Source organism: Enterobacter cloacae complex sp. CARB60, assembly GCF_036487345.1.
Classification (GTDB): domain Bacteria; phylum Pseudomonadota; class Gammaproteobacteria; order Enterobacterales; family Enterobacteriaceae; genus Enterobacter; species Enterobacter asburiae_D.
In genome coordinates, this window is sequence record NZ_JAZKLC010000002.1 from 2,342,917 (window position 1) to 2,368,597 (window position 25,681).

23 protein-coding genes and 2 pseudogenes are annotated in these 25,681 nt (G+C 49.3%); 10 read left to right on the forward strand and 15 right to left on the reverse strand.

Features of this window, described 5'->3' with window-relative positions:
* The first annotated feature begins 6 nt into the window (after positions 1–6).
* Entirely contained in the window at positions 7–987 is a 981-nt protein-coding gene (ydcK, locus tag V4835_RS12160) for a YdcK family protein (protein ID WP_331412309.1), read from the forward strand.
* Here the strand turns inward: ydcK and rimL are convergent.
* From rimL to V4835_RS12175, 3 genes and pseudogenes are all read right to left on the reverse strand, one after another.
* A complete protein-coding gene (rimL, locus tag V4835_RS12165; RefSeq protein ID WP_331412310.1) occupies positions 982–1,521 on the reverse strand; it encodes a 50S ribosomal protein L7/L12-serine acetyltransferase in 540 nt (179 codons plus the stop codon). The genes ydcK and rimL overlap by 6 nt on opposite strands.
* Before the next feature lie 95 nt (positions 1,522–1,616).
* The gene (locus V4835_RS12170; RefSeq protein WP_331412311.1) at positions 1,617–3,272 is read right to left on the reverse strand and encodes a glucan biosynthesis protein D; all 1,656 of its coding nucleotides are present in this window, start codon (positions 3,270–3,272) and stop codon (positions 1,617–1,619) included.
* A 242-nt stretch (positions 3,273–3,514) separates the two neighbouring features.
* A pseudogene (locus V4835_RS12175) lies at positions 3,515–3,691 on the reverse strand (transporter substrate-binding domain-containing protein); the annotation flags it as partial.
* A 66-nt stretch (positions 3,692–3,757) separates the two neighbouring features.
* Here V4835_RS12175 and V4835_RS12180 point away from each other — a divergent pair.
* The 4 genes from V4835_RS12180 to V4835_RS12195 all read left to right on the forward strand — a co-directional run bounded on the left by V4835_RS12180 (position 3,758) and on the right by V4835_RS12195 (position 7,822).
* Positions 3,758–5,497 (forward strand): recombinase family protein, encoded by a 1,740-nt coding sequence (locus V4835_RS12180; RefSeq protein WP_331412312.1) that lies wholly within the window; start codon positions 3,758–3,760, stop codon positions 5,495–5,497.
* 562 nt (positions 5,498–6,059) lie between these two features.
* The gene (locus V4835_RS12185; RefSeq protein WP_331412313.1) at positions 6,060–6,905 is read left to right on the forward strand and encodes a lysozyme inhibitor LprI family protein; all 846 of its coding nucleotides are present in this window, start codon (positions 6,060–6,062) and stop codon (positions 6,903–6,905) included.
* Positions 6,895–7,263 carry a hypothetical protein gene (locus V4835_RS12190; RefSeq protein WP_331412314.1) on the forward strand — a complete coding sequence of 123 codons (369 nt, stop codon included), beginning with the start codon at positions 6,895–6,897 and terminating at the stop codon, positions 7,261–7,263. Before V4835_RS12185 ends, V4835_RS12190 begins: the two co-directional genes overlap by 11 nt.
* A complete protein-coding gene (locus V4835_RS12195) occupies positions 7,247–7,822 on the forward strand; it encodes a hypothetical protein (protein WP_331412315.1) in 576 nt (191 codons plus the stop codon). Before V4835_RS12190 ends, V4835_RS12195 begins: the two co-directional genes overlap by 17 nt.
* A 442-nt stretch (positions 7,823–8,264) precedes the next feature.
* Here V4835_RS12195 and V4835_RS12200 read toward each other — a convergent pair whose 3' ends face one another.
* From V4835_RS12200 to V4835_RS12215, 4 genes are read right to left on the reverse strand one after another with little or no spacing between them, the layout of a single operon-like run.
* Positions 8,265–9,338, reverse strand: a complete 1,074-nt coding sequence (locus V4835_RS12200; protein ID WP_331412316.1) for a PAAR domain-containing protein — start codon at positions 9,336–9,338, stop codon at positions 8,265–8,267.
* A 59-nt stretch (positions 9,339–9,397) separates the two neighbouring features.
* Positions 9,398–10,180: an IS21-like element ISSen3 family helper ATPase IstB gene (gene istB, locus V4835_RS12205; protein WP_001531258.1), complete on the reverse strand. Its 783-nt coding sequence runs from the start codon at positions 10,178–10,180 to the stop codon at positions 9,398–9,400.
* Complete coding sequence (gene istA, locus V4835_RS12210) at positions 10,177–11,199, reverse strand: IS21-like element ISSen3 family transposase (RefSeq protein WP_279750628.1); 1,023 nt, start codon at positions 11,197–11,199, stop codon at positions 10,177–10,179. Before istA (V4835_RS12210) ends, istB (V4835_RS12205) begins: the two co-directional genes overlap by 4 nt.
* A gap of 46 nt (positions 11,200–11,245) precedes the next feature.
* Positions 11,246–11,623 (reverse strand): PAAR domain-containing protein, encoded by a 378-nt coding sequence (locus V4835_RS12215; RefSeq protein WP_331412317.1) that lies wholly within the window; start codon positions 11,621–11,623, stop codon positions 11,246–11,248.
* 341 nt (positions 11,624–11,964) lie between these two features.
* Here V4835_RS12215 and istA (V4835_RS12220) point away from each other — a divergent pair, with 341 nt between their 5' ends.
* Positions 11,965–13,464, forward strand: a complete 1,500-nt coding sequence (gene istA / locus V4835_RS12220; RefSeq protein ID WP_039817891.1) for an IS21 family transposase — start codon at positions 11,965–11,967, stop codon at positions 13,462–13,464.
* A complete protein-coding gene (gene istB / locus V4835_RS12225) occupies positions 13,461–14,216 on the forward strand; it encodes an IS21-like element ISEc10 family helper ATPase IstB (protein ID WP_039817893.1) in 756 nt (251 codons plus the stop codon). The genes istA (V4835_RS12220) and istB (V4835_RS12225) overlap by 4 nt, the downstream gene beginning before the upstream one ends.
* Positions 14,217–14,224: 8 nt before the next feature.
* Here the strand turns inward: istB (V4835_RS12225) and V4835_RS12230 are convergent, their stop codons facing one another.
* Together V4835_RS12230 and V4835_RS12235 are read right to left on the reverse strand one after the other, a co-directional pair.
* Positions 14,225–14,761 (reverse strand): hypothetical protein, encoded by a 537-nt coding sequence (locus tag V4835_RS12230; RefSeq protein ID WP_331412318.1) that lies wholly within the window; start codon positions 14,759–14,761, stop codon positions 14,225–14,227.
* A gap of 113 nt (positions 14,762–14,874) precedes the next feature.
* Positions 14,875–16,022 (reverse strand): IS3 family transposase gene (locus tag V4835_RS12235; RefSeq protein ID WP_088581786.1). Its coding sequence is split into 2 segments (ribosomal slippage): positions 14,875–15,785 and positions 15,785–16,022, totalling 1,149 coding nucleotides; the frame shifts between segments, so codons are not numbered across the junction.
* Positions 16,023–16,293: 271 nt separating this feature from the next.
* Between V4835_RS12235 and V4835_RS12240 the strand changes: the two genes are divergently transcribed.
* Together V4835_RS12240 and V4835_RS12245 are read left to right on the forward strand one after the other, a co-directional pair.
* Complete coding sequence (locus tag V4835_RS12240) at positions 16,294–16,908, forward strand: recombinase family protein (RefSeq protein ID WP_119174416.1); 615 nt, start codon at positions 16,294–16,296, stop codon at positions 16,906–16,908.
* A 76-nt stretch (positions 16,909–16,984) separates the two neighbouring features.
* Positions 16,985–17,431 carry a hypothetical protein gene (locus tag V4835_RS12245; protein WP_331412319.1) on the forward strand — a complete coding sequence of 149 codons (447 nt, stop codon included), beginning with the start codon at positions 16,985–16,987 and terminating at the stop codon, positions 17,429–17,431.
* Positions 17,432–17,651: 220 nt separating this feature from the next.
* Here V4835_RS12245 and V4835_RS12250 read toward each other — a convergent pair whose 3' ends face one another.
* The 5 genes and pseudogenes from V4835_RS12250 to V4835_RS12270 form a co-directional block, all read right to left on the reverse strand.
* Positions 17,652–18,239, reverse strand: coding sequence for an SLATT domain-containing protein (locus V4835_RS12250; RefSeq protein ID WP_331412320.1), 588 nt, complete (start codon positions 18,237–18,239; stop codon positions 17,652–17,654).
* A 5-nt stretch (positions 18,240–18,244) separates the two neighbouring features.
* Positions 18,245–19,603, reverse strand: coding sequence for a nucleotide-binding domain-containing protein (locus tag V4835_RS12255; RefSeq protein WP_331412321.1), 1,359 nt, complete (start codon positions 19,601–19,603; stop codon positions 18,245–18,247).
* 782 nt (positions 19,604–20,385) lie between these two features.
* Entirely contained in the window at positions 20,386–21,108 is a 723-nt protein-coding gene (locus V4835_RS12260) for a YagK/YfjJ domain-containing protein (RefSeq protein ID WP_331412322.1), read from the reverse strand.
* 314 nt (positions 21,109–21,422) lie between these two features.
* Positions 21,423–22,028 (reverse strand): annotated as a pseudogene (locus V4835_RS12265) (transporter substrate-binding domain-containing protein); the annotation flags it as partial.
* Positions 22,029–22,050: 22 nt separating this feature from the next.
* The gene (locus V4835_RS12270; protein ID WP_331412323.1) at positions 22,051–23,220 is read right to left on the reverse strand and encodes a pyridoxal phosphate-dependent aminotransferase; all 1,170 of its coding nucleotides are present in this window, start codon (positions 23,218–23,220) and stop codon (positions 22,051–22,053) included.
* Positions 23,221–23,335: 115 nt separating this feature from the next.
* Between V4835_RS12270 and V4835_RS12275 the strand changes: the two genes are divergently transcribed.
* Complete coding sequence (locus tag V4835_RS12275; RefSeq protein WP_331412324.1) at positions 23,336–24,178, forward strand: LysR family transcriptional regulator; 843 nt, start codon at positions 23,336–23,338, stop codon at positions 24,176–24,178.
* Here the strand turns inward: V4835_RS12275 and V4835_RS12280 are convergent.
* The gene (locus V4835_RS12280; RefSeq protein ID WP_331412325.1) at positions 24,165–25,670 is read right to left on the reverse strand and encodes a carboxylesterase/lipase family protein; all 1,506 of its coding nucleotides are present in this window, start codon (positions 25,668–25,670) and stop codon (positions 24,165–24,167) included. The two genes, V4835_RS12275 and V4835_RS12280, sit on opposite strands and share 14 nt — an antisense overlap.
* Between the last annotated feature and the right edge of the window lie 11 nt (positions 25,671–25,681).

Below are 25,681 nucleotides of genomic sequence, written 5' to 3' on the forward strand. Positions count from 1 at the left end.
ACAAAGATGACCAAATATCGCCTTAGCGACGAGACCCGCCTCTGGCAATGGAAAAACGGCGAGACAGCCCACTCTGCGACGCTGCGGCAGATCGTCGCCACGGCGGATTTTAGCGACGTGACGGCCGGTACCAAAGGCGGCTGGATTGACGACGAGCGCGCCCTCGCGCAGGACGGCGACTGCTGGATCTACGACGAAAACAGCGTGGTGTTCGCCGGTGCCGTCGTGTCCGGCAACGCGCGCCTTACCCTGCCGTGCGTCGTCAGCCATGATGCCCGTATCGGCGACAGCTGCTGGCTGGACGGCGCGGAGGTCAGCCACGGGGCGCGGATAAGTGACAACGTCACCATTCAGCAGTCCTGCGTGCGGGGCGAGTGCCATATCTACGGCGAGGCTCGCGTACTGCATCACAGCGTGGTGATTGCTGCCAAAGGGCTAACGCCGGACCATGACCAGATCCTGCAAATCTACGATAAGGCAACGGTTAGCCAGTCGCGCATTGTGCACCAGGCGCAAATCTACGGTGAGGCGATGGTCAACTTTGCCTTTGTTGAGCACCGCGCCGAAATATTCGACAACGCCATCCTCGAAGGCAACGATCTGAATAACGTCTGGGTGTGCGACTGCGCAAAAGTCTATGGCAACGCCCGCGTGATTGCCGGCTATGACGACGATGCGATCCCGACGGTGCGCTACAGCTCTCAGATTGCGGAGAACGCCGTGGTGGAAGGAAACTGCGTCATCAAGCACCACGTCCTGATTGGCGGTCAGGCCTGGCTGCGCGGCGGGCCAATCATGCTTGACGATAAGGTCGTGATTCAGGGGCGCGCGCGGATAAGCGGGGATGTGCTCATCGAGCACCGGGTTGAAATCACCGACGATGCGGTCATTGAAGCGTTTACCGGCGAGAGCATTCACCTGCGCGGCGAAAAGGTGATTAATGGCGACCAGCGTATCACCCGCACCCCGCTGCTGGGGGCGTTATAGGGTATAAATCTTGCCGTAGATATTCACATCGTCAAAGCGGCCATTCAGGTACTCAGCTTCCCGCAGGCACCCTTCCAGCGTAAAACCGTTGCGCACGGCAACGCTGTTGCTGTGCTGATTCGCCACCCGACACTTGATCACAAAACGCCGGATCTCACCGCGTTCCACGTAGTAGCGCATAAACGCCTGAAGTGACCGGGAGAGAATGCCCTGCCCCTGGCGATCTTCATCCAGCCAGTAGCCGATGTACCCGGCCTTGTTGGCTGGTTCAATCGTATTAAACGACAGCACGCCGACCAGTTCATCACCCGCGAAGATCAAAAACATTTTGGCGTAGCCGCGCTGGTGCAGCATCTGGTTACTCTGCACGTTGCGGCGGGTATCCTCTTCGCCGCCCACGTGCTGCGCCCAGTCAAAGGCAGTCTGCAAATAGGTTTTGTTTTTGATGACGAGGTTGTGCAGGTCGGTAGTGTAACGCTCTTCGACGGCGCGAAGCTCGATATCCTGGGTAACGGGGATGATTTCTGAAGACATGGTGCCTCTCAATTGCCGGGTGGCGCTAACGCTTACCCGGCCTACAGTATCGAAACGTAGGCCGGGTAAGGCGAAGCCGCCACCCGGCACAAGGGTTAACGCATTACCCTATCATCAACATACTGACGTTTGTCCGGCGCTGGCGGGAAATACTGGTACAGCCAGGTTTCGCTGATGGCATCGCCCTGGCAGCGCAGGAACAGACGCATATCCACCGGCTCCGTAGAATCCGAGGTTGGATACCAGTCAAACAGGATGCGGTAGCCGTCAAAAGGCTCAACGTAGAGGATCTCAACCTGCTTCGCTTCACCGCTGGAGAGCGTGATCACCGGCTCAATGCCTTTTGGCGCAGCGGCCTTCAGGTCGCCGCCGACGAAGTCGATGGCAAAGCGACGGGCCCACACTTTCGGGTAATTTTCGCCCGGTGCCCAGCCTTCCGGGAACCCGCCCATGCCGGTACGGGTGGCGAAGACGTTGGCCAGCGGAGAACGCACCGGCGGCATTGCGCTCCAGTACAGACGATATTTAAAGTCCAGCTCGTCGCCCGCCTTCACCGCTTTTTCCGGCTGCCAGAAGCAGACCACGTTATCCAGCGTTTCACCCGTGGTCGGGATCTCCATCAGGCCAACCGCGCCTTTCCCCCAGTCGTTACGCGGTTCAACCCACAGGCTCGGGCGTTTGTTATACCAGCCCATCACGTCCTGATAGTGCGAGAAATCGCGATCGAGCTGCAGCAGGCCGAACCCTTTCGGGTTTTTGTCCATATAGGCGTTGAACTGCAGCTTCTGCGGGTTGTTTAGCGGACGACAAATCCACTCCCCGTTGCCGCGCCACATTGCCAGGCGGTCGGAGTCATGAATTTGCGGATGAATGGTGTCACACATGCGGCGTTCATTGTTGCCGCAGCTGAACATGCTGGTCATCGGCGCGATGCCGAGCTGCTTGATGTCCTTACGCGCGTAGAGATGGTTTTCCACCTCCATGATTACCTGGCTCTTCTCGCAGTGGATCACGAATTTATAGGCGCCGGTGACGCTCGGGCTGTCCAGCAGCGTATACACGGTAAAGGTCGTGTCGCCGGGCTTGACGGTTTCAAACCAGAAGGAGGTAAAGTCCGGGAACTCTTCCGGCGTGTCGGTAAAGGTATCTACCGCCAGACCGCGGGCGGAAAGGCCGTACTGATAGGTGTCATCCACCGCGCGGAAGTAGCTCGCACCCAGGAAAGAGACGATATCGCGACGCGCCAGTTCAGGGGCCTTGAAGGCGCGGAAGCCCGCAAAGCCGAGATCGCTTTGCCCTTCCAGCTGTTTGGTATCCACGCCCGTTTCACCGTAGCTGAACAGCTCCGGACGGAAGTGGATCTCACGCGCCACGGCGGTAGACTGGTCCAGCGAGAACATCCGCACGCGGCGACGGAACCCCATCCCCATATGGAAGAACTGCACGTCCAGCTGACGCCCTTCAATGTTGTTCCACAGTGACTGTTTTTCATCGTAGCGGATGGCGTTGTACGCCTGCGGCGTCATGGTCGCCAGCGTGTCCGGCAGCGGACGCGGCGCGCCACCCCACGGGGTTTTCGCCAGGTCATGCGCCATGGATTGCAGTACGGAGAAGTCAAAACGACGGCTCTGGCCGTCAGCAATGTCAGAGTCGGCAGCGTATGCCGCTTTGGAAAACAGGGAAGCAAGGCCAGATGTGCCGCTCAGGGCTGCCACTGCCAGCGAGCCTTTTAGAAAACGTCTGCGATTCATGCCTGGAAAAACGTCCTTATGGTCGTGTGAATGTGTTTCGCGCTCGGCGAAATGACGGCAAGAAAGAACGCACAGCCTAAACAAAAATGGTTAAGAATCCAATTGTTGGCCGGTGATTATCTGAACAAAGTGAGAAATATTTTCTGTCGACCAGAACGGCCCGAAAGTGGTGTAAAGAAAGCCTGGAAAATGTGTATAAAAATGCCCCGTCAGGACATCAGCTGACGGGGCGAATGAGGCGGTTATTTTACGCTGACATCGATACCCGGGAAGTACTTATCAGCGAGTTTAGCGATCGTGCCGTCGGCACGTACTTTATCAATCGCGGCATCAAGCTGCTTTTTGGTGGCCTCGTCGCCCTTACGCAACCCAAAACCGATCCCACTGCCGAGGATAGTGTCGTCAGACACCGGTTTGCCGGATGCGAAATTATTAATACCTTGGTATTATGTCAACACAATGACACATCAGGAAGGTTTTCTGGCATGAAACCAAAGCTATATTCATATGTTCGTTTCTCATCAACCAAGCAAGCCGGAGGTAACAGCCTCGAGCGCCAGAAGGATATCGCCACGAAGATAGCTGCACGCTATAACCTCGAACTTGATACAACCGCCTACCACGACTTAGGAATGTCCGCCTTCAAAGGTAAGAATGCATATCAGGGTAAGCTGTCCGAATTTATCAAACAAATCGGGAAGAAAGTCCCCAAAGGCTCTTGGTTGGTTATCGAAAATCTTGACCGTATTAGCCGTGATGATGCCTTATCAGCGCTGGACATTTTCAAAAGTATACTGATTAAAGATATCACTATTGTTACGGGTATGGACGAACGTGTATACACGTACCAAGACTTGAAAACGAACATGATCGATCTGATTTTGTCTGTGATGCAATTTACACGCGCGCACGATGAATCAGTGACAAAGAAAAACCGTGTTGAGGCACAGGCACGTAGCCTGATCCGATACAATCTCAATCGTGAAAGCGGAACACCAGCAAAAGCAATCGAAACCGTAGGAGCAAATGTGTGGTGGGTAGACACATCAACCGGATTCGTCCTTCCCCATCCAGAACTATTCGAAGCTGCAAGAAAAATCATCAGTCTGAAGCTGGAAGGATACTCCCCTTTTATGATTAAAGACTTCATGGATCACAATTTTAAGTCACCCAAGAAAAGGAAGACTTTCAAAGGCGATCCGGAACAATGGGGAATATCCACCATCAATACAATTCTCAAGCCTGCATTGTACGGTGAAAAGAAAATCACACTGGATAAACGTGATAGTAACGGAATGCTGGTAAATAACGAAAAAGAAACGTTCATCATACCTGATTATTATCCCCCGCTGATTTCTGAAACTGCGTATTTCAACCTAATCAAAATCGACGGACAACATTCGGTCGAACGAAATGACAGGCTTAGGTCTAAGGGAGAAAAACCTGATATTCCCCTTCTTTCCGGCATCAGCATCCTGTACTGTGGAAAGTGCGGTAGCTATATGTACAAAGGAACGGTTAGTCCGGGTAAAAACTACCCTTACCACTGCGGTTCCAGGATCACAAAACAGGTTAAATGTGATAAGCATGGCTTCGTAGGATATCCACTTGAAACGGCTGTTTTGCAGTTAATTGCAGATCATATATGGAATAGTGAACAAGAAGATAAAACAGCGTGGTATGAGGCTGAAATAGCTAAAGCCGTTATCAGTGTACAAAAGCTGGTAAAGCTGGCTAAGCTTACTGACGAAATTGAAGAGCTTGCAACAGAGATCAACGATGCAAAGCGAAAGCAACTTGAATTAGAAAGAAATTTTTTAGAATACAAATCAAATAAAGTCGTCGTTGCAACTGGAGGTTGGGAAGAGTTCAGAAAGTTTGACGTATACGATGCCAAAAACGTAGATAGGCATCGTATACGGATGAAAATAAAACAGGCCGTTAAAAGAATCGATGCGTATAACATAGACTATCGTCACCATTATTTTCTAATCACATTTGTCGATGGGAAAACACAAAAAGTGGTAATCAAAACCGCAAGAAATCGCTCACCGGGTAAGATTTATGTTGATGTGCACACGATCAACGATGCTCAAATCATTGAGTCCGAAGGGTTGGTATTGCATGATCATATTGACATATTGATCAACCGAGAAAAATTCATGACCGAAGCGAAAAAGCGACTAGATCATCCCCGAACACTGATCGATGAACTGACGGAATAAAGGTAAGTGTTAGTGCCATTGTAAAATTGCCCCACAGAAATGTTAGCGTAATCCATCGCTATATAGCCATGAATCGCTCTGTATCTTGTCAGAGCGATTAAAGCAGACTTCAGACATCGTTCAATATAAAACCCCCGTAAAACTTGATACACAGCGTTGTAGAGCAAGGGTCCAAAATTACATCGTATTCATTATGTCTACGAACTGTACGAATTGCACCGTTTCTTATCGAAACACCTCTGTGGTTGCCTGAAACCCCGCACAAAGTAGATGGTCAAGTCTTCCAATCGCAGTATTCAAGATTAACCGCAGCTCCCCGCCCGACGTTAACACCAAGCATATGAACCATTTGAAAATCCTTTAAATACAATCGACTTAGTATCGCTCCCCTCTCTTCTACTCACACCAATTGATCGTTTTTATAGATCAATTTATCAATATTGATAGATTTCACAGATCAATGTAAAATCGAGTTTTCCAACTAGACTTCGGTTCAAAACTAACCAATTTTCGTCTTCTGAATGAAGAACAGTTTTTCGATAGCACAAGGAAAGACTTAGACATGAAGCCAAGGAAGATCATTAAGATCATAGTGTTGAATGCATTTTTGTTTTCAGGAACCGCTACAGCAACCGCAGATAACCGCACAAGTTTCCGTAACATGGATACCGTAGATGACCTTCTGGCGCTCCCAGTAAGTGAACTTTGCCTGAATGGTGGACCTACGTCAGATGACATAGAACTCATATTGCTAAATGGCCCCCTGGCACGTTCTATGTATCAAAATGACCCTACGGCAGCACGGATGGTCATTAATGAACAGTCCGCAAAAATTAAAACCAGAATCAAAGAAAAGTGTTCAAATCCTGATAAGCCCGTGCGTAAGTTAACAAAAGAATTGTTTAAAAATGAATATGCCATGTGCAAACGTGGAGCACCGACGATAGAAGAAGTTAAGGCATTCATTAAAGAATCTGACGCCTCTGAGCTGAATATTGATAATCAATTGCAAGCCATCCCTTATGAGAATCGCTTGATAATGGAAGAAGGTGCAAAATTAAAAGGATATACCCTTCGTGAAATGATGATTGAAGACATAGCTACGAAAGTCTCAAAAAATTGGGAAAGAGCGTGTGCTGATAAATTATATTTTCAGAAGAAAACAAAGAACATCACAACCGATCATGACAAGCTAACAACACCACATTCCCTGGAAGAAGATTATCACATAGCGGATAAAAAGCTTAACGATACATGGAAAGAACTGCCACCTGAAAAACGAAAATCTTTACTACCATCACAGCGAAAATGGATCAAGCAACAATCCATTTGCAACAAAGATATTCAATGCTTAATTGACATGACCAATAAGCGCATTACTGAACTGGAGTCTGAAAATGCTAAGTAATGACTTAACAGTAGTATTGGAGCATGACTATTTAGCACAATCATCAGACAACACATATCGAGGAAAATACACGGTAGGACGATTTTACCTGACCGAGACTTTCATCGTTGAGTATATGAAGCTGGTACATAAAATCGATATACCTGATTCGTGGGTCAGTAGCCGTTTCACTAACATATCATGTACCGATACACGTAAGGTTATGTATATGGAAGGTTGCGACATGTTATCTAAAGACACAATGAATGAGATCCGTAAAGCAGTTAAGTCCCCGTCTGTCGGCGTGAAAATATATCGCAATGGAGAGCGTATTGTTAAGATAGAAGTTATGGAGATACAAAATGACCTCAAAATTTAAAAAGTCAAATGCAACTGTTGTCATATTATTCGGGCTTTATATATCGAATGGATTAGCAATAATCCCATGCCAGGCCAGAGAATCAGAATCATTAAATGCGGGTTCATCATCTTTACAACAACCGGAACAATCAACAAAGCCATCGATAATCGATATACTTCCAAGGATGTATACAACCGAAGAAGTTTATGCTCGATTTCAGGAACATGAGTTCAGAGCAACAAACGACTTCAAAAAGTGCCGATTGATGGTTACAGGAAAAATAAAGAGAATTAGCACAGCTACTTTCAGTAAAAATCCGGTAGTAACATTACATATCCCTGATTCAAGTGAAGGCCTGAAGTTCTTTTTCGAAAATACGGATTATGATAACGACAAGGTAGCAGCGTTAAACATAGGTGATACAGTGATTATTTCTGGCTGGAATGCACGACCAGGAACATTTGGGGACATTTTCTTCGATGATTCGCAAATCATGACAAAAATGGTTTCAAAGAAGAAGAGGCAAATGCTGGCTTTAAACGGTGGAATTTATGATCGGGAGATTTGTCATAAGTAGACATTTAAGCCAAGCTGATGCTTGGCTTTTACTTTATACATTTAACAACGAAGGCAAATAGAATACTACCAGCATGGAAACCAGTAATATGACCCCGACAATCAAAATTCGAACTTTTACACGTAACCAATCAGTGTACTGGTTGGGGAGATTTTTTATGAAACGGATTTGTTCATTGTCCATTCCTCTTGTATGGAACGAATTCTCTTTAAAATATAATGCCTTAATAAAGAATGCATCGCGCATGAAAGAGAAAAAGAGACCAGCATTCCGATAAATCAGAACTTCTGATGGACTTGTTCCAAATTTATCGACGAATAGCGAGCATAGAGTAATGAATTTGCTTTTCATGATAATGTTGTGGATGACTGAAACAATACACGTAAGTATCAGACATACACACAGAAAAACCCCAATTGCGTTCTGGTTTATAACTATAAAATCAATTACCGAAAGCTTCATACAATTGCTCTCCCCCCCACTCCCCGAATGCCCCACCAGCACTACTGCCCACATAGCCTAATCCAGCGCCAGCAATTACTGAGCAAGCAAGCCCTCCTACACCAGCAGTTCCTACGCCAATAGCAATACAGAGAGGTATCGCCATATAGCCGCTTGCAACACCACCACCCGTACCTAATGCAAAACTACCAATTTCAGTGTATTTCTTTTTAGTACATTCCGCTTCTCGCCCGACAGAACAGGCTTCATTGATTTCATTCATTGAATGAACAGCACTAAATCCAATTCCGACATAACCCGTATAACGCATTGCTTTAACATATTTGGCAGCACGTTCAATATGGGTCGCATAACCTTCAATATCGCCGATACCGCTTTGGTTCCATTTGTGGGTGATCGAACTCGTGGACAAACCCAAAGCATTCTTTATTTTTGTATATTCGCCAAACTTCATACCCTTGTTCAGGAAGCCCACTTTAAGCACCTGTTCAAGCTCTTTGAACAACTGAGCACGCCTTACATAGAACTGTTCACCGATCAAAGCCCCCCGTGTCATGTAGGTGTTTTTGTATGTATCCTGGATCTCTTTAAGAATTTTTTCGATATTTTCGAAGTATTTACCAACAGGTTCAGCGGCAAGGCCAATGCCTTTATCAGCAATATTGGAAAAGTTAGCTATCGTGGCGTAGTGCTTATGAAGGAAATTGGCCTCTTGATGGGTCAATGGTTCCAACGCAGTATCAATACGTTGTTTAGCTGCCTGCATATGGGCTATCTGTTCATCGTCCTGCTTGTCGGGATCAACCAGAAGCATGATAGAACCTGCTTTATATTCCTTACCAGCACCGTTAAGAGAACGATAAAGTTCGCGCGTCCCGGCTGGCGATTCACTTGCGAACAACCACGGCTCATAGGCACCCGTTTCAGCCCCGTAGGGAAGGACACAAAATCCAGCATCTACAGGTTCGCGTTTCGCTTCTAATTTCTTCTTAGCAACTTGTGCATGTTGTTCAGGTTCAGCAACTTTTTCGGGTTCAGGCTTAGGTGTCAACAACGGGTAAAAAGTGATCCACTAACCGTCACCACCAACGGTTTAATATTGATCCACCTTGTTTACTCAGGATTAGCTTCCGCTATAACCCCGGCCTTTCGTTTCTGCTTCAGTCGATAGCTCTCTCCTTTTATCTGGACTACGTGTGAGTGATGTAAGATCCGATCCAGCATCGCCGATGTCAGGGCCGCATCACCTGCGAACGTCTGGTCCCACTGCCCGAACGGCAGGTTGGAGGTCAGGATCATCGCGCTCTTCTCGTAACGTTTGGCGATGACCTGGAAGAACAGCTTGGCTTCCTCCTGACTGAACGGCAGATAGCCTATTTCATCGATGATAAGCAGCTTCGGGGCCATGACACCACGATTGAGAGTCGTTTTGTAACGGCCCTGACGCTGTGAAGTGGACAGCTGTAGCAGCAGGTCCGCTGCTGTTGTGAAGCGAACCTTGATGCCCGCCCGTACTGCTTCGTAGCCCATAGCTATCGCCAGATGTGTTTTTCCCACGCCCGATGGCCCCAGCAACACGATGTTTTCGTTACGCTCTATGAAGCTCAGGGATCGCAGCGACTGGATTTGCTTCTGAGGAGCGCCGGTGGCGAAGGTGAAGTCGTACTCCTCGAACGTCTTCACCGCCGGGAAGGCTGCCATCCGCGTGTACATCGCCTGTTTACGCTGATGCCGGGCCAGTTTCTCCTCATGTAACAGGTGCTCCAGGAAGTCCATGTAGCTCCATTCCTGATCCACCGCCTGTTGCGACAGCGCCGGCGCTGCGCCGATAAGACTGTCCAGCTGCAGCTGTTCAGCAAGTACCATCAGCCGTTGATGTTGCAGTTCGACCATCATGCGGCTCCTCTGCAGAACGTGTCATAGATGGAGAGTGGATGATGCAACGGCTGCCTGTCGAAGGTCATCAGGCTTTCATCAACCTGCACGTCATACTGTTTCTTCTCCGGTGGCAGTGCCAGCATGGATTGCTGTTCCTCCACCCAGCGATCACAGGGGCGGGTCTGGATAGTTTCATGCTTACGTTGATTGGCCACATCGTACAGCCAGCGCAGGCCGTAACGGTTTGCGGTTTCAACATCGAGGGTGATCCCCATCGGGCGCAGGCGCGTCATTAACGGGATATAGAAGCTGTTTCGGGTGTACTGCACCATCCGCTCCACCTTGCCTTTAGTCTGCGCCCTGAAGGGACGGCACAGGCGGGGAGAGAAGCCCATCTCTTTACCGAACTGCCACAGGGAAGGATGGAACCGGTGCTGCCCGGTCTGGTAAGCATCACGCTGCAGCACCACCGTTTTCATATTGTCGTACAGGACTTCCTGCGGTACACCGCCGAAGAAGCTGAACGCATTGCGGTGACAGGCTTCCAGCGTGTCGTAGCGCATGTTGTCGGCGAACTCGATGTAAAGCATTCTGCTGTATCCCAGAACAGCAACGAACACATGCAGGGGTGACTTGCCGTTTCGCATGGTCCCCCAGTCAACCTGCATCTGCCGTCCGGGCTCGGTTTCGAAGCGAACGACCGGTTCTGCCTGTGCTGGCAGGGTCTGTTTGCGGATGAACTCTCTCAGGATAGTAAGCCCTCCACGATAGCCCAGCTCCATGATTTCCCTGGCAATAACGGTCGCCGGAATTTTGTAGGGATGCGCATCGCTGATCCGCTTAGAGATGTAATCACGGTATTCATCGAGCAGTGATGATGGTGCCGGGCGTGGTGAATACTGCGGCTTTTCAGATTTAGCTTTCAGGTGGCTGCGGACAGTATTGCGCGAAATACCCAGCTCCCTGGCAATGGCCCGGATACTCATTCCCCGCTTGTGCAGGACTTTAATTTCCATACGAATCTCAAAAGTGATCATAAGCTCCCCTGTATTCAGAGGAGCAGATTAACCCCTGGATCAATTTTCAACCGCTGGGGTGGATCAGTTTTGCACCGTTGGTGACATTAGGGGCTGAGGCTACCAACGGAACAGCAACCGGGACGGCTTTAACTGCTTTCTTTTGCTCAGCCCAATAGGAAGCATTTGGGAATGACGAAATGAAACTTGCATTGCAGGGGCATGTACTTCGACTATGCAAAGTACCTGCTGCGGCAACTCCATGAATCGAATAAGTGGGGATTCCACCTGCGATATGGTATACTTTGCCGTCTTTACCACAAGAGACAGAATCGCCATTTCTCGCGGTCGCAATCCCTCCAAAACTGTGATTTGGAGAACCTGAAAGAATACTACCTCCGCACGTTGTCTTGTCGCCTATCCTCAGAAAATGACCAGTAGCCATAGAATCATCCTTAATGAAGTTTGTTAGCAGGTTTAGAACCATTCACTGCCAGAGAAGATACGATCCACATTTGCTTTTCGATGGAATAGGTGGATACACAGTATTGCGTTTCCGGGGTGATCATCGGTGTTGCGGTGACAAGTGCCGTTGATACAGCATTACGAGCGTGCTCTTTGATGAAAGAGATAGGTTGAGAGTTCAGGCTCTCCATTGATTCAATGTAACTGGTAAACTCTTCATGCCAGTAATATTAGGCGACAATAACTCAGTCCGGTTAGCGCTGATTATTCTGGCCGATTTTGTAATCTGAGCACCATGTTCATGATCCCACAGGAAATGGCGTGACGCTCAATACTCATCAGGTCAGTTATTACATGACTCAGCGTAAAAAAGGTGTAACCCAGCATATCTCGGCCATGAAGGCCGGTATCTCTGTTCGCTCAGGTCGCAGGATCGAAAAAGATCAGTGGTCTAAAACCGGTAATCGTCACTGGCGGACACGTAAAGATCCGCTTGAGGCCGTCTGGGACAGCGAGCTTGTTCCCCTGTTGAAGGAAAGACCTGCTCTGATGCCCACGACCCTGCTGGAAATGCTGCAGGATAAATATCCCGGTCAGTACCCCAGCAGCCTTCGCAGGACGATGCAGCGGCGGGTGCGCGAGTGGAAGCTGCAGTATGGTGCCGAGCAGGAAGTGATGTTCCGGCAACTTCATCAGCCTGGCCTGCGCGGCCTGTCGGACTTTACCGAGCTGAAAGGTGTAGTTGTCACCATCGGTGGCAAGTTATTGACGCATAAGCTGTATCACTTCCGCCTGGAGTGGAGCCACTGGAGCTGGATGCGGGTTGTACTGGGTGGTGAGAGCTTCTCTGCCTTGGCTGAAGGCCTGCAGGAAGCCCTCGGGCAACTGGGTGGCGTACCAACAGAGCATAAAACGGACAGCCTGCGGGCAGCATGGAAACACCAGGGTGAAGACGGTCGCCGCGAGCTGACTGAGCGCTATGCTGCCCTCTGCCAGCACTACGGTATGCAGGGCGTGCACAATAACGCCGGTCGTGGCCACGAAAATGGTTCAGTTGAAAGCGCCCACGGGCATCTGAAAAGACGGATCCGCCAGGCGCTGATGCTTAGGGGCAGTAACGACTTCAGCACCGTGGAAGAATACCAGGCCTTCATCACTCAGCAGGTCATGCGCCACAACCGCAACAACCAGGATCTGGTGAAAGAAGAGCGCCCCCATCTGAAACCACTGCCGCTGCGTCGCAGCGCCGACTATGACGAACTGACGGTGAGGGTCAGTAGCAGCAGTACCATCAACGTCAGGCACGTCGTCTACAGCGTCCCTTCCAGACTTGTCGGTCAGCTGTTACGCGTCCGCTTGTGGGATGATCGCCTGAGCTGTTACGTGGGTAGCAGTGAAGTGATGAGCTGCGCCCGCGTCAGGCCAGAAAAAGGGAAAACCCGGGCCAGGTGCATCGACTTCCGGCATGTGATCGACAGTCTGGCGAAAAAGCCTGGTGCGTTCTGCCATGCCACGCTGAGAAATGACATCCTGCCGGACGATGAATGGCGAAAACTGTGGCGTCGCCTGTGCAATCATCTGGAGCCAGAGATGGCTGGTCGCCTGATGGTACACGCCCTGAAACTGGCGGCGGGCTATGACGATATCTCGATCGTGGCACGGGGGATGGAACAGATGCTGAATACCCCGGGTGAGCTGGATCTGCACCGCCTGATGCGGTTCCTGGGGATAAAGGAAAAGGAGCTGCCGACAGTCAGTGTGGTTCAGCACAACCTGAGTAGTTATGAACAGCTGTTGCGCGGCAAAGGAGGTCTGCAGTGAGCAATATCCACCACCTTGAGCGTAGTCTGCGCAAACTGCGTCTGACCCGCGTCAGCGCTGAATGGCATGCGCTGGAGAAACGGGCTCTGGCAGAGGGCTGGACCCCGTCACGCTATCTGCTGACGCTGTGCAATGAAGAACTCCTGTGGCGCGAGAGCGAAAAACTGCGCCGCTATAAAAAGGAAGCCCGGTTGCCGGTGGCGAAAACGCTGGGTGAGTATGACTTCAGCCAGGTGCCGGAACTGAATAACGCTCAGTTCCGGCAGCTCTGCGAAACGACAGACTGGGTTGATGCCGGAGAAAATGTCCTGTTGTTCGGTGCCAGCGGCCTGGGGAAAAGCCATCTGGCGGCAGCGATCGTGGATGGCGTTGTAGGACTGGGCTACCGGGCCCGGTTCTACAGTGCCGGAGAGCTGCTGCAGGAGCTGCGAAAAGCGCGGACACAACTGAAACTGAACGAGCTTCTGCTGAAACTGGATCGCTACCGGGTGATAGTGATAGACGACCTCGGGTATGTCAAACGCGACAACGCGGAAACGGGTGTGCTGTTCGAGCTGATCGCCCATCGTTATGAGCGCGGCAGTCTGGTCATAACCAGCAATCATCCGTTCAGCACGTGGGGCAGCATCTTCGTGGATGAAACGATGGCGGTGGCGGCAGCGGACAGGCTGATCCATCACGGATATATGTTCGAGCTAAAAGGAGAAAGTTACCGGAAGAAGACATCGAAGGCAGTAACCAGCGTGGCTTAAAACCTCGCTCAATGGATGCGGCCAGAGTAGTTGGCGCCAGTCGGCAAAACTAGTTGACGTCTAATACAGTAACCATTCATTCCCTCGAACAGGGATTTGTCGAATTTCAGGATTGCTTTGTTTGTAACGGGATCTAACCCTTCACCAATAGGGAATGATTCAGGGAATTGAAGCGTGCGGTATAGCTCAGTTTGCAAGATAAGGTTTCTGAAAGCGTCAATTGAGAACCCAAACACAAGCATGATGCCGTAATGTGAATTACGAGCTTTTGTGTTGATCATCATTTCTGTAATGTTCAGATCAGAGAACGGGTAAACCTTCCATTCAGATGGTGTTTCTGCCTGATTCAGCACTTCAGCAGCAATTGCCGCATCAAGAATCGAAGTGTAAAGAGCCATCCCCTGAACATTGCCACCGCCAACCCATTGAGTCTCTAGCCACTGGACCCCGTCACCATTTACCGTCATCCGGGCAACAGAGAAAAGTAATGTGGGGCTAATGTAATCGTTTGTACCTGGTGCATAAAAATGAATCGTTTTACTCATAACATCCTGTACTTATTATCCAACAACGCTAAATGATGAATTGTACAAATAAAGACCAGATATACAATATGGATTTAACTTAAGCTAAATTCAATTGAATCGCCACGGATAATCTAGACACTTCCTAGCCGTTGATAATACTGGTTTTCATATTCTGTCGGTGACATCTGATCGCTGGAACCATGCCGACGCTTACTGTTATAAAACATTTCGATGTAATCAAAAATATCGCTGCGGGCTTCTTCCCGCGTTCCGTAGCTCTTTTTCTTTATCCGTTCGCGTTTCAACAACTGGAAAAAGCTTTCTGCAACCGCATTATCATGGCAGTTACCGCGACGGCTCATGCTGCCCTCCAGGCCGTGTGATTTCAGGAACGACTGCCACTCATGGCTTGTGTACTGACTGCCCTGATCCGAATGAACCAGCACCTGTTTTTGGGGATTACGGCGCCATACAGCCATCAGCAGTGCGTTCAGGACAATGTCCTTTGTCATCCGGGATTGCATGGACCAGCCGATAATTTTGCGTGAGAACAGATCAACAACCACGGCAAGATACAGCCAGCCTTCGTGGGTCCTGATGTAGGTTATGTCCGTTACCCAACGCTTATCCGGAGCATCCGGATTGAACTGTCGCTGGAGCCTGTTGGGCGACACGATACTGGCCTCGCCTTTACGTGCCCGCGGGCTCCGGTATCCGACCTGAGCCTTTATCCCGACACGTTTCATCAGTCGCCAGACTCTGTTCACTCCGCACTGTTGCCCGCTGTCCCGCAGATCCAGATGGATTTTGCGATAACCATAGACGCATCCCGATTCCAGCCAGAACTGTTTAATCTGTCCTGTCAGTCTCAGGTCTGCCTGATGGCGTTGTGAATGCGGCTGCTGAAGCCAGGCGTAAAAACCACTGGGATGAACATCCAGCACCCGACAGAGCAGGCGAACAGGCCAGCAACAGGTGTTGTCACGGATAAAGGCGTACCTCAGTCGGACAGCTTTGCGAAGTACGCCGCGGCTTTTTTTAATATGTCCCGTTCGTCGGTAACCCGCTTCAGCTCTTTCTGGAGACGGCGGATCTCGGCCTGAGCATCTGACTGTTCTTTATTAGCGGAAGAATCCGGACCGTACTTCTTTATCCAGGCGTAAAGGCTGTGGGTGGTGATATCGAGACGTGTTGCAACGCTGGCAACAGAATAACCGCGATCAACAACCTGTTTGACTGCTTCAGTTTTAAACTCTTCGGGATAACGCTTACCGCTCATGGGCACCTCTCTTTAAGCCATCTTAAATGACTCTGAGGTGTCTGTTAAACCCGTGGCGATTCAAATATTGTAACAAGCCGTAATCATCTGATTTTTAGCTTTATATTGAGTACTTAACATTATGTTCTGGCAAGATATGTCGTCTCGTTTGGGTATACCTGATTAAGACCATGGTACAAAGTCTCAATAGGGTTAAATTAGACTCTATTGACAACAAAAGTACGCACTGTATCATATGGGTATACATTTAATATTCAAAAGAGAATTCATAATGAATGTCCGTATCTATTGCCGTGCATCTACCGAAGGCCAACATGCTGATCGTGCATTAGTTAGCCTGCGCGAATTTGCGAAAAGCAAAAACTGGCAAGTAGCCGGAGAATACATTGAGAATGCAAGTGGTGCGAAGCTGGAGCGTATGGAACTGATGCGCCTACTTGCGGAAGCACAGCCTGGCGATTTGCTTCTAATTGAAGCGATTGACCGTCTCAGTCGTCTTCAACATGAAGAATGGGCTGAACTCAAAGCTACGTTGAACAGTAAAGGGCTGGTGATCGTATCAATGGACTTACCGACCAGTTGGCAGATGGTTGAAATGTCCGGTAACGACCTTACCAGTGGCATTCTTCGGGCGGTCAATGCAATGCTGATCGATATCCTTGCGACAATGGCACGACAAGATTATGAGACCCGCCGTAAACGCCAGGCACAGGGGATCGAGAGAGCAAAACAGGCAGGTTTGTATATGGGAAAAGAAAAAGATATGGAAGCCCGTGAGACTGTTCGCGAAATGCTGGCACAGAACGTTAAACCAGCCCACATCATGAAGGCGGCAGATATCAGCCGCGCCACCTTTTACCGAATCAAGAAAGAGCTTTTGTGTTAAAAACGGACTTGATAACGGTACTTTCTGCCCATATGTCCTGACTTGGAAACGCTCATATTACCATTAAGGATATCACATGGCAGATAACTCGTTCTTCAAAAGTGTCGATGAAAAAATAGGCAGACAAAAACAAGAGCAGATTGAAGAAAAAGAAACGTTGATCCATGAACGAGGACGCTTATCAGAAATTATTGAATCTCTCATACCAGAGGTTGAAACATACAAAAATGGGCTACTTGAAAGAGGAATCCACGCTGAAATTTCTTCATCTGCACGGCATATAAGCTTCAATATGAAGTATAAAGACGGTGGGAAGCATGAACTTTTATTTTCAGAAACTGAGCGATTTGATGGTCGCTATTCGATAACGACATTTTCTACAAACGATGATGGTCGTACTTTTAGTTCTACAAACGGTGCATCTTATACTTCAACTACTTGGTCGAATGATGATTTCATTAAAGCTTTAGAACGGCATATCAATGATTTCTTGTTCTATGCGAATCGTCATGGTGGTCTTTAAACAACGACCGGTGTATTACAAGCCTCGCTGAAGTGCGAGGCTTTATTTTATCCATACCAATGCTCGATTTCGATAACAGCAACACATTCATCAACCAGCAACAGTCAAATACTTTCCTATATTCAACCTAAACCGTTATAAAATTTGTCAATAGCCTGACCTTGACAAATTCATGCAATCTGATGCGTAATTTTACTATTCAAATTAGGTTATGAATGCATCAAATCCAGTTCAACCTGTGGCAGATCAAAAAAACAACCATACCTAAAATTAAAATCAAAAATATTTTTAATGTATTTGGAAATTTATCTTTCCAAAAAGTTAAGGATAACTGTTCCTCAATCCATCGCTTCTCCAATTCACTGTAAAATTTATAGTGGGCATACCAATTACTACCACAAATTTGTTTAGTAATTGCGCTATTATCAAAATCTTGCATCAGAACTTCAAGTTCCTGAATATACTTAGCTGAATCTGGCTGGCTCTCTGATTTTGCATCGTAATACAGTCGTTCAATCTTTCTGAAGATATCAGTTTGGCTTTTACCCGCCGCTTCATATTTACTTTTGTCACCATCATAGAAATTAATGTATAGGCTACCAATGCTCAGAATAATAAAAATGGCAGAAATATTCTTAGAACTCATCTCATCCATGTAAAGACCAAGAACGGATACTGCGAGTGATATTATGCCAATCCAGCCAGGGAGCTTACTTACAATGTCAAATGTTGCAAAAGTTTTCTTTGCTCCGAACCCAACATTGTATCCAGCAGAAGCAATATGATTCAGCAAGTCATTTTTTAGCATGTTTTTCACTCAATTGGAATGTCGATGGTATCCTGGGCAATTACTATATGATTCTTAACGATATAACACCAAACCTTATGACTACCTCTGAACTTTGTATGTTCAGTATGGGTAGTTTGACCTAAAATTATTTGGCCTCGAATTTCATCACGTCCTTCAGCCTCTTTACCTCTATTCAATACTTTCCAGTATATGTCATATGGTTCAGGAATCAGATCTAAACTTGCTTGATTGATCGAGAATGATAAAGTCCTATTAGGCGGTAACCAAGGTCGAGCTATATCCGAAAGGTAAGCTCTAAGCGAGCGTTCCCTATACCCACTTTCTTTGACAATACAGTTTACTTCAAGTGGATATCTAATATCGACATCATCAAATTTTTCATCTGTGAATTCTTCCGTGTTACGCCATGTGCGGGCAAAGTATGATTCATTAACGAAATTAGCTGACTCCAGCCCCAGAGAATCTTGCATTTCCGTTGCTGCTTTAGGAAAAGTAAGTCCGAAAACTTCCCGCCAATGTTCATGACATTTCTTTGTATAGCCATTCTCGTACGCGTCAATCGCTTGTGTGCATAGCTTGAAGGCACGTTTTGCTTGTCGCTGGAAATTTTTGTAGACCTTAACCCTTTGTCCACTGCCTATTGCAGCATAGTGTTCATGAACGTCTTCTTTTTGCAAAAAATCAAAAAAGTCACGGCACATGAAACCATAACTAACCATTCCAGTTTCATCATAATCATCGGTTTGTTTAAGGAACCTCCATGCTAACGTGTCAATAAGAAGTCCTCCCATGTCTACTGTATTTCTGTTTTTCCAAGCTCGCAACATGCGACAAAGATTATGGAGATTACGACTTTTGTTATTTCGGAAATTCCTCATTTCGGTAATTTCCATACGAGGTTTAGTTACCCGCCACCCACCATTACCATTGTCAGCTTTCGTATCAGGGTATTTAAAATGATCTCCGTCAGCAAAGACTGGTTGCACCTCTATATGGAAAGAGTCAAAAACAATCTGCACCACTAATCGATCAACCTTGACTTCTTGCTGAGAAAAGGTTTGTTTTAAAGCATCTTTTACATCACGAAGTAAACGTCGTTGAGGATTCAATCCTGCTTGATAAGCCTCCCACAACCCTGAAGGCATAATGTACAGCATATCTAAATCTGACGTTTTGCTGACTGCCGTACGACGACCTGCTGAACCAACCTTCAGTCGATTATTGAAACCGTTTTCAGTTTCCCGAAACCGTAAATTAAGCCTTCTCGTGGCATTTTTATAATGTTTTGCAATTGCCGTCATTCGTTCATCAGGTATTTTCAAATTGTCCAAGAAAATACGAAACATCTCTGCTGTTTGCATCTAATTATCCTTAACTGTCCAGAGGTTACACAATCTGCTGGTACTAACGTAGTAATCACACCTTTTCATTACTTTCGTCAAATCAAGCACTTTTAAAGCCTGCATTTTAGAAAGCATACGGAGGCTAATGCTAATACAAAAAGTATGTTTTTCATCTTTTTTCACACAATCACATAATCTCGAATAAAATACCAATTATATCAATAACCTAAACATTACAGAGAGAACTAAAGAAGGTCTTGACCGAGCAAGGAAGGTAGGTAAAAGTTAGGCTGACTGGTTGCAACAGGTATTCGTAAGCGACTTCTGGAAGCCACTATAAAGAGGTCTCAGCCAGCCAAAGGTGGGATTAAGTCTTCCTACGATCAAAGGGAACAGGAACATGCATCAAGAATGATGGGCAAGTTCCAACAACCCAAAAACAAGACCGCGAGCGAAGCGAGTTCCGTCAAGCGAAGCGAAGACGGATAGCTAAACTGGTCAAAAAGCATACGGATATGTCTACTTTTCTCTATATATAAAATATAAAAATATAATAGTAGACATTAGACACTCACTACGTTCGTGTCCCTCGCTTCGCTCGGAATTTTGAAGTAATGTATGGATCTAAAAGCAAAGCAATTATCGTTAAACTATCTTGCAACCGACCGAGCATGAAGTTAATCAGGTAATATTCATGTCTTAAAACGCCCTGAGCGAGGCTGTGATAGATTTTTATGGTATGGGCAATGCAATTGCATACCTTGCGAAGAAAAACGCTCTACGGGCTTCCTGTGCAGCATTTACGAATTCAGTGCTTTACTACTCAATTTCGATGTTGAGTACATGCGTGTTCCCTTCCCAGTTTGCAACTTACCGCGTTCTTTTGCCAGGTAAGAAAGCCAGAATATCGGACCTTCAAGTGATGAAGGATATTCACGATGAATGACGTAGTGATCGGGATAGTCTTTAGTGGCTTTAGACAAGTTTACCAGCGTTGCTTTACCACCTGTCAGTTTCATCCAGATTTCCGCAATAATACCAGCGATCCCTCTGTCTGGCGTTCCAAACCACCTTACCGAGCGATGTGGAAGTGCAATCCAGCAATGGTAATGGGGCTGTGAAGCCTTTTCCTGTTCGCAAACCCAACCGTAAGCAAAATCGATGATAGGTTCTGATAAACCGTTATTTCCAGACTCCAGGCGGTCACGTAATCGTTTGAACAGTTTGCGTATGTATTTGTTACCAGCTTCAACAGAAGTGAACTCAGGGAGGTGGAGATCAAAACGGGTCAGGAACACTCGACTGTAGAGCTTCAGGATTGCTTTCAGTTCGTTGATCGTTGATATAAGTATATCGTGGCGAACACCTGATCCGATTCTTGTGTTAATACGGTATTCGTGACCATCATGAACAAAGAAGTTGCCATTGATGGTTTTGTAACGTCCGTGTTCATGGTAGACGGTACGAAAACTTGTTGTCGATAAAATCGACGATTCGAACAGGGCTTGTGATTGTTGCATCATTGTTAAATTAACCTTTTTTGTACTCAGAAAGAGATCACACCTCCTACATAGTTACTACCTAAAACCACGGTAAAACGAGGGCATTTGCGATAGCGCAAAGCCGCCTTGTATCTGACGTTGGGGATGTTTTCGAGGAGAGAAATACTACGGAACAAAGTTTACGGATGTATTTACCTAACCTTTAAATATACCAGAGGTATATATGGCTAACAACATATTTTGTACATTAATGGGCGCAGTGATGATTGTGTGGGCTTACAGTGCGGTTTGCGAATACCAAAAGATTGAACTCAAAGGGTTAATAAGCCAGTACCAGGCTTGCCGATGAAGCCAAACCCTTTCCCCTGCGGCTTGCTGAGGAAACCTGCCTGCCCGGCCGCGGACATGACCAGCGAGGCGTCGATGCGGCCATTCAGCAGATCGCCCCAGGCCATATTCTGATCTTTATAAGACACCACGGTGACACCCTGCTTTTCCCAGTGCTCTTTAGCATAGGTTTCCTGAATGGATCCCTGCAGCACGCCGATGGTTTTCCCCTTTAGCCCTTCTGGGGTTGCCTCAACCGCCGTACCGGCCTTGCCGACCAGCTGCGACGGAATACGGTAAATCGGCTGGGTAAAATCAATGCTCTTGCGGCGCTGCTCGGTGATGTTCATCGCCGAGTTGATGGCGTCAAATTTCTTCGCCACCAGGCCCGGGATCAGCGCATCAAACGAGGTTTCAACCCAGCTGCACTTCAGCGCAGCCGCTTTGCAGATGGCATTCCCCAGCTCAACGTCAAACCCTTCCAGTTCGCCCGCCGCATTGCGGCTTTCAAACGGCGGGTATTCCGCTTCCAGACCGTAACGCAGCTCGGTGGCCGCGAAGGAAGAAAAGGTACACAGCAATCCCATGCCGACTATTAACGCGCGTAATTTCATCTACAACTCCTTAGAGCCTATCTCAGTGTGGTTTAACCCGACACAGGGCCTGGGCACCTGCCCGTAACGTCGCCTCATCTTTCGCAAAAGAGAGACGAATCAATTTATTATCCGTACCGTCCGCATAAAACGCCGACAGTGGAATGGTGGCAACGCCGTACTCAACGATCAGCCGTTGCACCAGCTCGCTGTCGCGCTCGTCGCTGAACTGGCTGTAGTCCGCCAGCATGAAGAACGAACCGGCGCTCGGCAACAGCGTAAACGGCGAATCGGCCAGCAGGCTGTGCAGCAGATCGCGCTTGCGCTGGTAAAACGCCGACAGCGACAGCCAGGTTTGCGGATCGACCATATGCTCAGCAAACGCGTGCTGCATTGGCGTATCGGCCGAAAACATTAAAAATTGATGGACTTTACAAATCTCGTCCATCAGTACCGCCGGTGCAACACAGTAACCCACGCGCCACCCGGTGACGTGATAGGTTTTTCCGAAAGAGGAAATAATCACGCTGCGCTCCGCCAGCTGCGGGTGCGTGGCCATACCGTGGTGCGGCTCATCGTCAAAAACGACGTGTTCGTACACTTCGTCAGACAAAATAATGATGTCAGTATTGCGCGTCAGCGCCGCCAGCTGCTGCAGATCATTGGCGGAGAAGACCTGGCCGCTCGGGTTATGCGGCGTATTGATGATGATCATGCGCGTGCGCGGAGTGAGCGCGGCGCGAACCTCATCCCAGTTGACGGCAAAATCCGGCACGGTGAGCTTGATGGCAATCGGGGTTGCCCCCTGCAGACGGACAATCGGCGCGTAGCTGTCAAATGACGGCTCAAAGTAGATCACCTCATCACCCGGATGCACCAGCCCGCTTATTGCCGAATAGAGCCCTTCGCTGGCGCTGGCGGTCACCAGCACCTCGCTGGCAGGGTCATACTGCGTGCCGTAGAGCGTGGCAATTTTATCGGCAATACGTTCTTTTAGCGGCTGCAGACCGGTCATTGACGCGTATTGGTTATGCCCCGCCTCCATTGCGCGGGTGACGCCCGCAATCAGCTTCGGGTCGCAGGAGAAATTCGGTGCGCCCTGAGAAAGGTTAATCGCGTTATGCTGCGCCGAGAGCTGGCCGATAACGGTAAAAATGGTGGTTCCCACATCTGGCAGTTTGGAGCGCGTTTGCACAGGCGTTCGTAAAGTCATCCTCTTTCCCTTCTCATGGACATTGCATAACTATTCAAACAACATCTGTGCTGTCGGGACAATCGAATTGTTGTCATAATAGCCATGAGAAAAATGCATAGCTGAGGTATTTTCTATGTCGCGCCGTTCGCTCCCCCTTAACGCCATTGACGCATTTTTAGTCACCGCGCGTCACCTCAATTTGACCCATGCCGCCGCGGAACTGTGTCTGACGCAGGGTGCCGTGAGCCGTAAGATCGCCGCCCTTGAGGCGTGGTTTGGCTTTCCGCTTTTTGAGCGCCACGCGCGCGGGCTGCGCCTCTCACCGCAGGGCAGCGCCCTGCTTCCGGAACTGCAGTCCGCTTTCGAGCAGCTGCTGTCCGTGGCCGACCAGGCCCGCAGCCAGCACACCGTGATCCGGCTAAAGGCCCCCACCTGCGCCATGCGCTGGCTGGTGCCGCGCCTGCTGGAAGTGGAGCGCGAGCATCCGGACCTGCAAATTGCGCTGACCACCACCACCGATCACAACGTCAATTTCAAAACCGAATCTTACGACGCGGCCATTGTGTTCGGCACGCACATGAGCGCAGGCGATCTGCTGTTCGACGAGGCGCTCACCCCGGTGATAAGCCCGGTGCGGACAGGAGCAGCGCTGGGATCGCTAACGTTCCTTCACCCCACAAGGGATAAGACCGACTGGTCGCTGTGGCTGACGAAACAGGAAGGTCCGGGCTTTGTCATGCACAAAAATCAACACTTCGATACGATGGATCTCGCCATTACGGCCGCCATTCAGGGGCTGGGCGTCGCCATCGCCGACGAGACGCTGGTGGCAGAAGATATTCACGCAGGAAGGCTGATGCGGCCCTATGAGACAAGCATAAAAACCGGCGCAAGCTACCGGCTGGTGCTGCGCGAAACGCTAGGCGAGGAAAATGGTCTCGCGGCGTTTCGCGCCTGTTTGCTTAATCGAGGCTGACGTGGTGCTTCATCACCCGTTTAAAGAGGCTCATGCGGGCACGCATAAAGCGGTTTTCAAGCCTGAAAGCTGCATGTTTATTCACGCCAATGCGTAACAGAACGTCCCGTCCTTTGCGACACGCGGGCCAGTGCGTCGGCCCGGGCAGATTGTCGCGACGACCTGCGTCGCGCGCAAAGCTCACCCAGTAATCCGCCACCTGGGCAGCAAACTGCAGATCCCGCTCATTGACATAATGACGTGAAGGCTCCACCTGGCCGAGCGTATCGAAGACATAGGGGATTTCGTTGCCGTGCCAGGCGCCGTTGATATACGTGCCATGTTCCGCCTCTGCGACATAGTCAAACCAGTAGCGCCAGCACAACCCACCCACGCGCTGCTGGGCCTGCATCACCACGTAGCCCATGGTGGTAAAGGCCATGTCGCGGCACACCTGCCTGCCCAGCTCTTCATCGCCCTTCACGCCCGGATAGAGCAGCTTAATCAGCCCCAGCCCGAAGCGACGCTCCCGGCGAAGCTTCTGAATTTGTCCGGCGAGATCGATGCCAAACACCGCCATCACGCTGGCTTCATCGCTGTTGGAGCCAATCATCACCGGCACGGGATGCTGACGGGCGGCGAAAAAGACGTCCAGCATGGCTTCCGGCAGAACGCAATCTCCGACGATGGGCGCCGGAGCAACGTTCAGCGGCGCGGTGAGCGGCCAGAACGCGTCGGGCGGAATGGCGCGAAGCTGCCCGGCGGTCGCATTTTCCAGACCGAAATGGGCGGCCAGCGCTTCCCCTTTTTGCAGCGCCTGCTCGCGCGGCGTGTCCGGCAGGGTATATCCGCTTTGGACAATCGCCTTATGGAACAATCCTGCTGCCAGCGGCGAGGCCAATAGAGAGAGCACGCTGCGCGCGCCAGCGGATTCGCCAAACAGGGTCACATTAGCGGGATCGCCACCAAACCCGGCGATATTGTCCCGCACCCATTCGAGGGCGGCTATCTGATCCAGCAGTGCAAAATTATGTACCACTCGCCCTTCCTCGCCTTCCAGCGCGGGATGGGCGAAAAAGCCGAGATGACCGAGACGGTAGTTGATCGTCACGACAACCACGCCGCGCGCGGCCAGCGCTTTGCCGTTATACGGCGGCAGGCCACCGGCACCAATCGTAAACCCGCCTCCGTGCAGCCAGACCATAACCGGAAGCGGCTCGGCGCGCTCTGTGGGGGACCAGACGTTAAGATAGAGACAATCTTCAGAAAACTGGCCCGGATCGCCGCCGCCTAACTCCTGACAATACTCGCTGCTTTGCCAGCTTGAGGGCGAGAAAGCCGTGGCCTCGCGCAGGCCATCCCAGCGTTCAGGGGGCCGGGGTGAGCGCCAGCGCCACTCCCCCACGGGAGGCGCGGCGTAGGGAATACCGCACCAGAGGTGAACGTTTTCATCGGTTAAACCAGTCAGTGCGCCCTGGCGCGTTTCAACCACAGGGGCGGAAGGATTTTGCATAACAACCTTAT

What these genes read in the sequence shown, in the direction of transcription:
- ydcK (WP_331412309.1), top strand. Translation starts at nt 7, where the DNA reads ATGACCAAATATCGCCTTAGCGACGAGACCCGCCTCTGGCAATGGAAA.
- rimL (WP_331412310.1), bottom strand. Translation starts at nt 1,521, where the DNA reads ATGTCTTCAGAAATCATCCCCGTTACCCAGGATATCGAGCTTCGCGCC.
- V4835_RS12170 (WP_331412311.1), bottom strand. Translation starts at nt 3,272, where the DNA reads ATGAATCGCAGACGTTTTCTAAAAGGCTCGCTGGCAGTGGCAGCCCTG.
- V4835_RS12180 (WP_331412312.1), top strand. Translation starts at nt 3,758, where the DNA reads ATGAAACCAAAGCTATATTCATATGTTCGTTTCTCATCAACCAAGCAA.
- V4835_RS12185 (WP_331412313.1), top strand. Translation starts at nt 6,060, where the DNA reads ATGAAGCCAAGGAAGATCATTAAGATCATAGTGTTGAATGCATTTTTG.
- V4835_RS12190 (WP_331412314.1), top strand. Translation starts at nt 6,895, where the DNA reads ATGCTAAGTAATGACTTAACAGTAGTATTGGAGCATGACTATTTAGCA.
- V4835_RS12195 (WP_331412315.1), top strand. Translation starts at nt 7,247, where the DNA reads ATGACCTCAAAATTTAAAAAGTCAAATGCAACTGTTGTCATATTATTC.
- istB (WP_001531258.1), bottom strand. Translation starts at nt 10,180, where the DNA reads ATGATGGTCGAACTGCAACATCAACGGCTGATGGTACTTGCTGAACAG.
- istA (WP_279750628.1), bottom strand. Translation starts at nt 11,199, where the DNA reads ATGATCACTTTTGAGATTCGTATGGAAATTAAAGTCCTGCACAAGCGG.
- V4835_RS12215 (WP_331412317.1), bottom strand. Translation starts at nt 11,623, where the DNA reads ATGGCTACTGGTCATTTTCTGAGGATAGGCGACAAGACAACGTGCGGA.
- V4835_RS12230 (WP_331412318.1), bottom strand. Translation starts at nt 14,761, where the DNA reads ATGAGTAAAACGATTCATTTTTATGCACCAGGTACAAACGATTACATT.
- V4835_RS12240 (WP_119174416.1), top strand. Translation starts at nt 16,294, where the DNA reads ATGAATGTCCGTATCTATTGCCGTGCATCTACCGAAGGCCAACATGCT.
- V4835_RS12245 (WP_331412319.1), top strand. Translation starts at nt 16,985, where the DNA reads ATGGCAGATAACTCGTTCTTCAAAAGTGTCGATGAAAAAATAGGCAGA.
- V4835_RS12250 (WP_331412320.1), bottom strand. Translation starts at nt 18,239, where the DNA reads ATGCTAAAAAATGACTTGCTGAATCATATTGCTTCTGCTGGATACAAT.
- V4835_RS12255 (WP_331412321.1), bottom strand. Translation starts at nt 19,603, where the DNA reads ATGCAAACAGCAGAGATGTTTCGTATTTTCTTGGACAATTTGAAAATA.
- V4835_RS12260 (WP_331412322.1), bottom strand. Translation starts at nt 21,108, where the DNA reads ATGATGCAACAATCACAAGCCCTGTTCGAATCGTCGATTTTATCGACA.
- V4835_RS12270 (WP_331412323.1), bottom strand. Translation starts at nt 23,220, where the DNA reads ATGACTTTACGAACGCCTGTGCAAACGCGCTCCAAACTGCCAGATGTG.
- V4835_RS12275 (WP_331412324.1), top strand. Translation starts at nt 23,336, where the DNA reads ATGTCGCGCCGTTCGCTCCCCCTTAACGCCATTGACGCATTTTTAGTC.
- V4835_RS12280 (WP_331412325.1), bottom strand. Translation starts at nt 25,670, where the DNA reads ATGCAAAATCCTTCCGCCCCTGTGGTTGAAACGCGCCAGGGCGCACTG.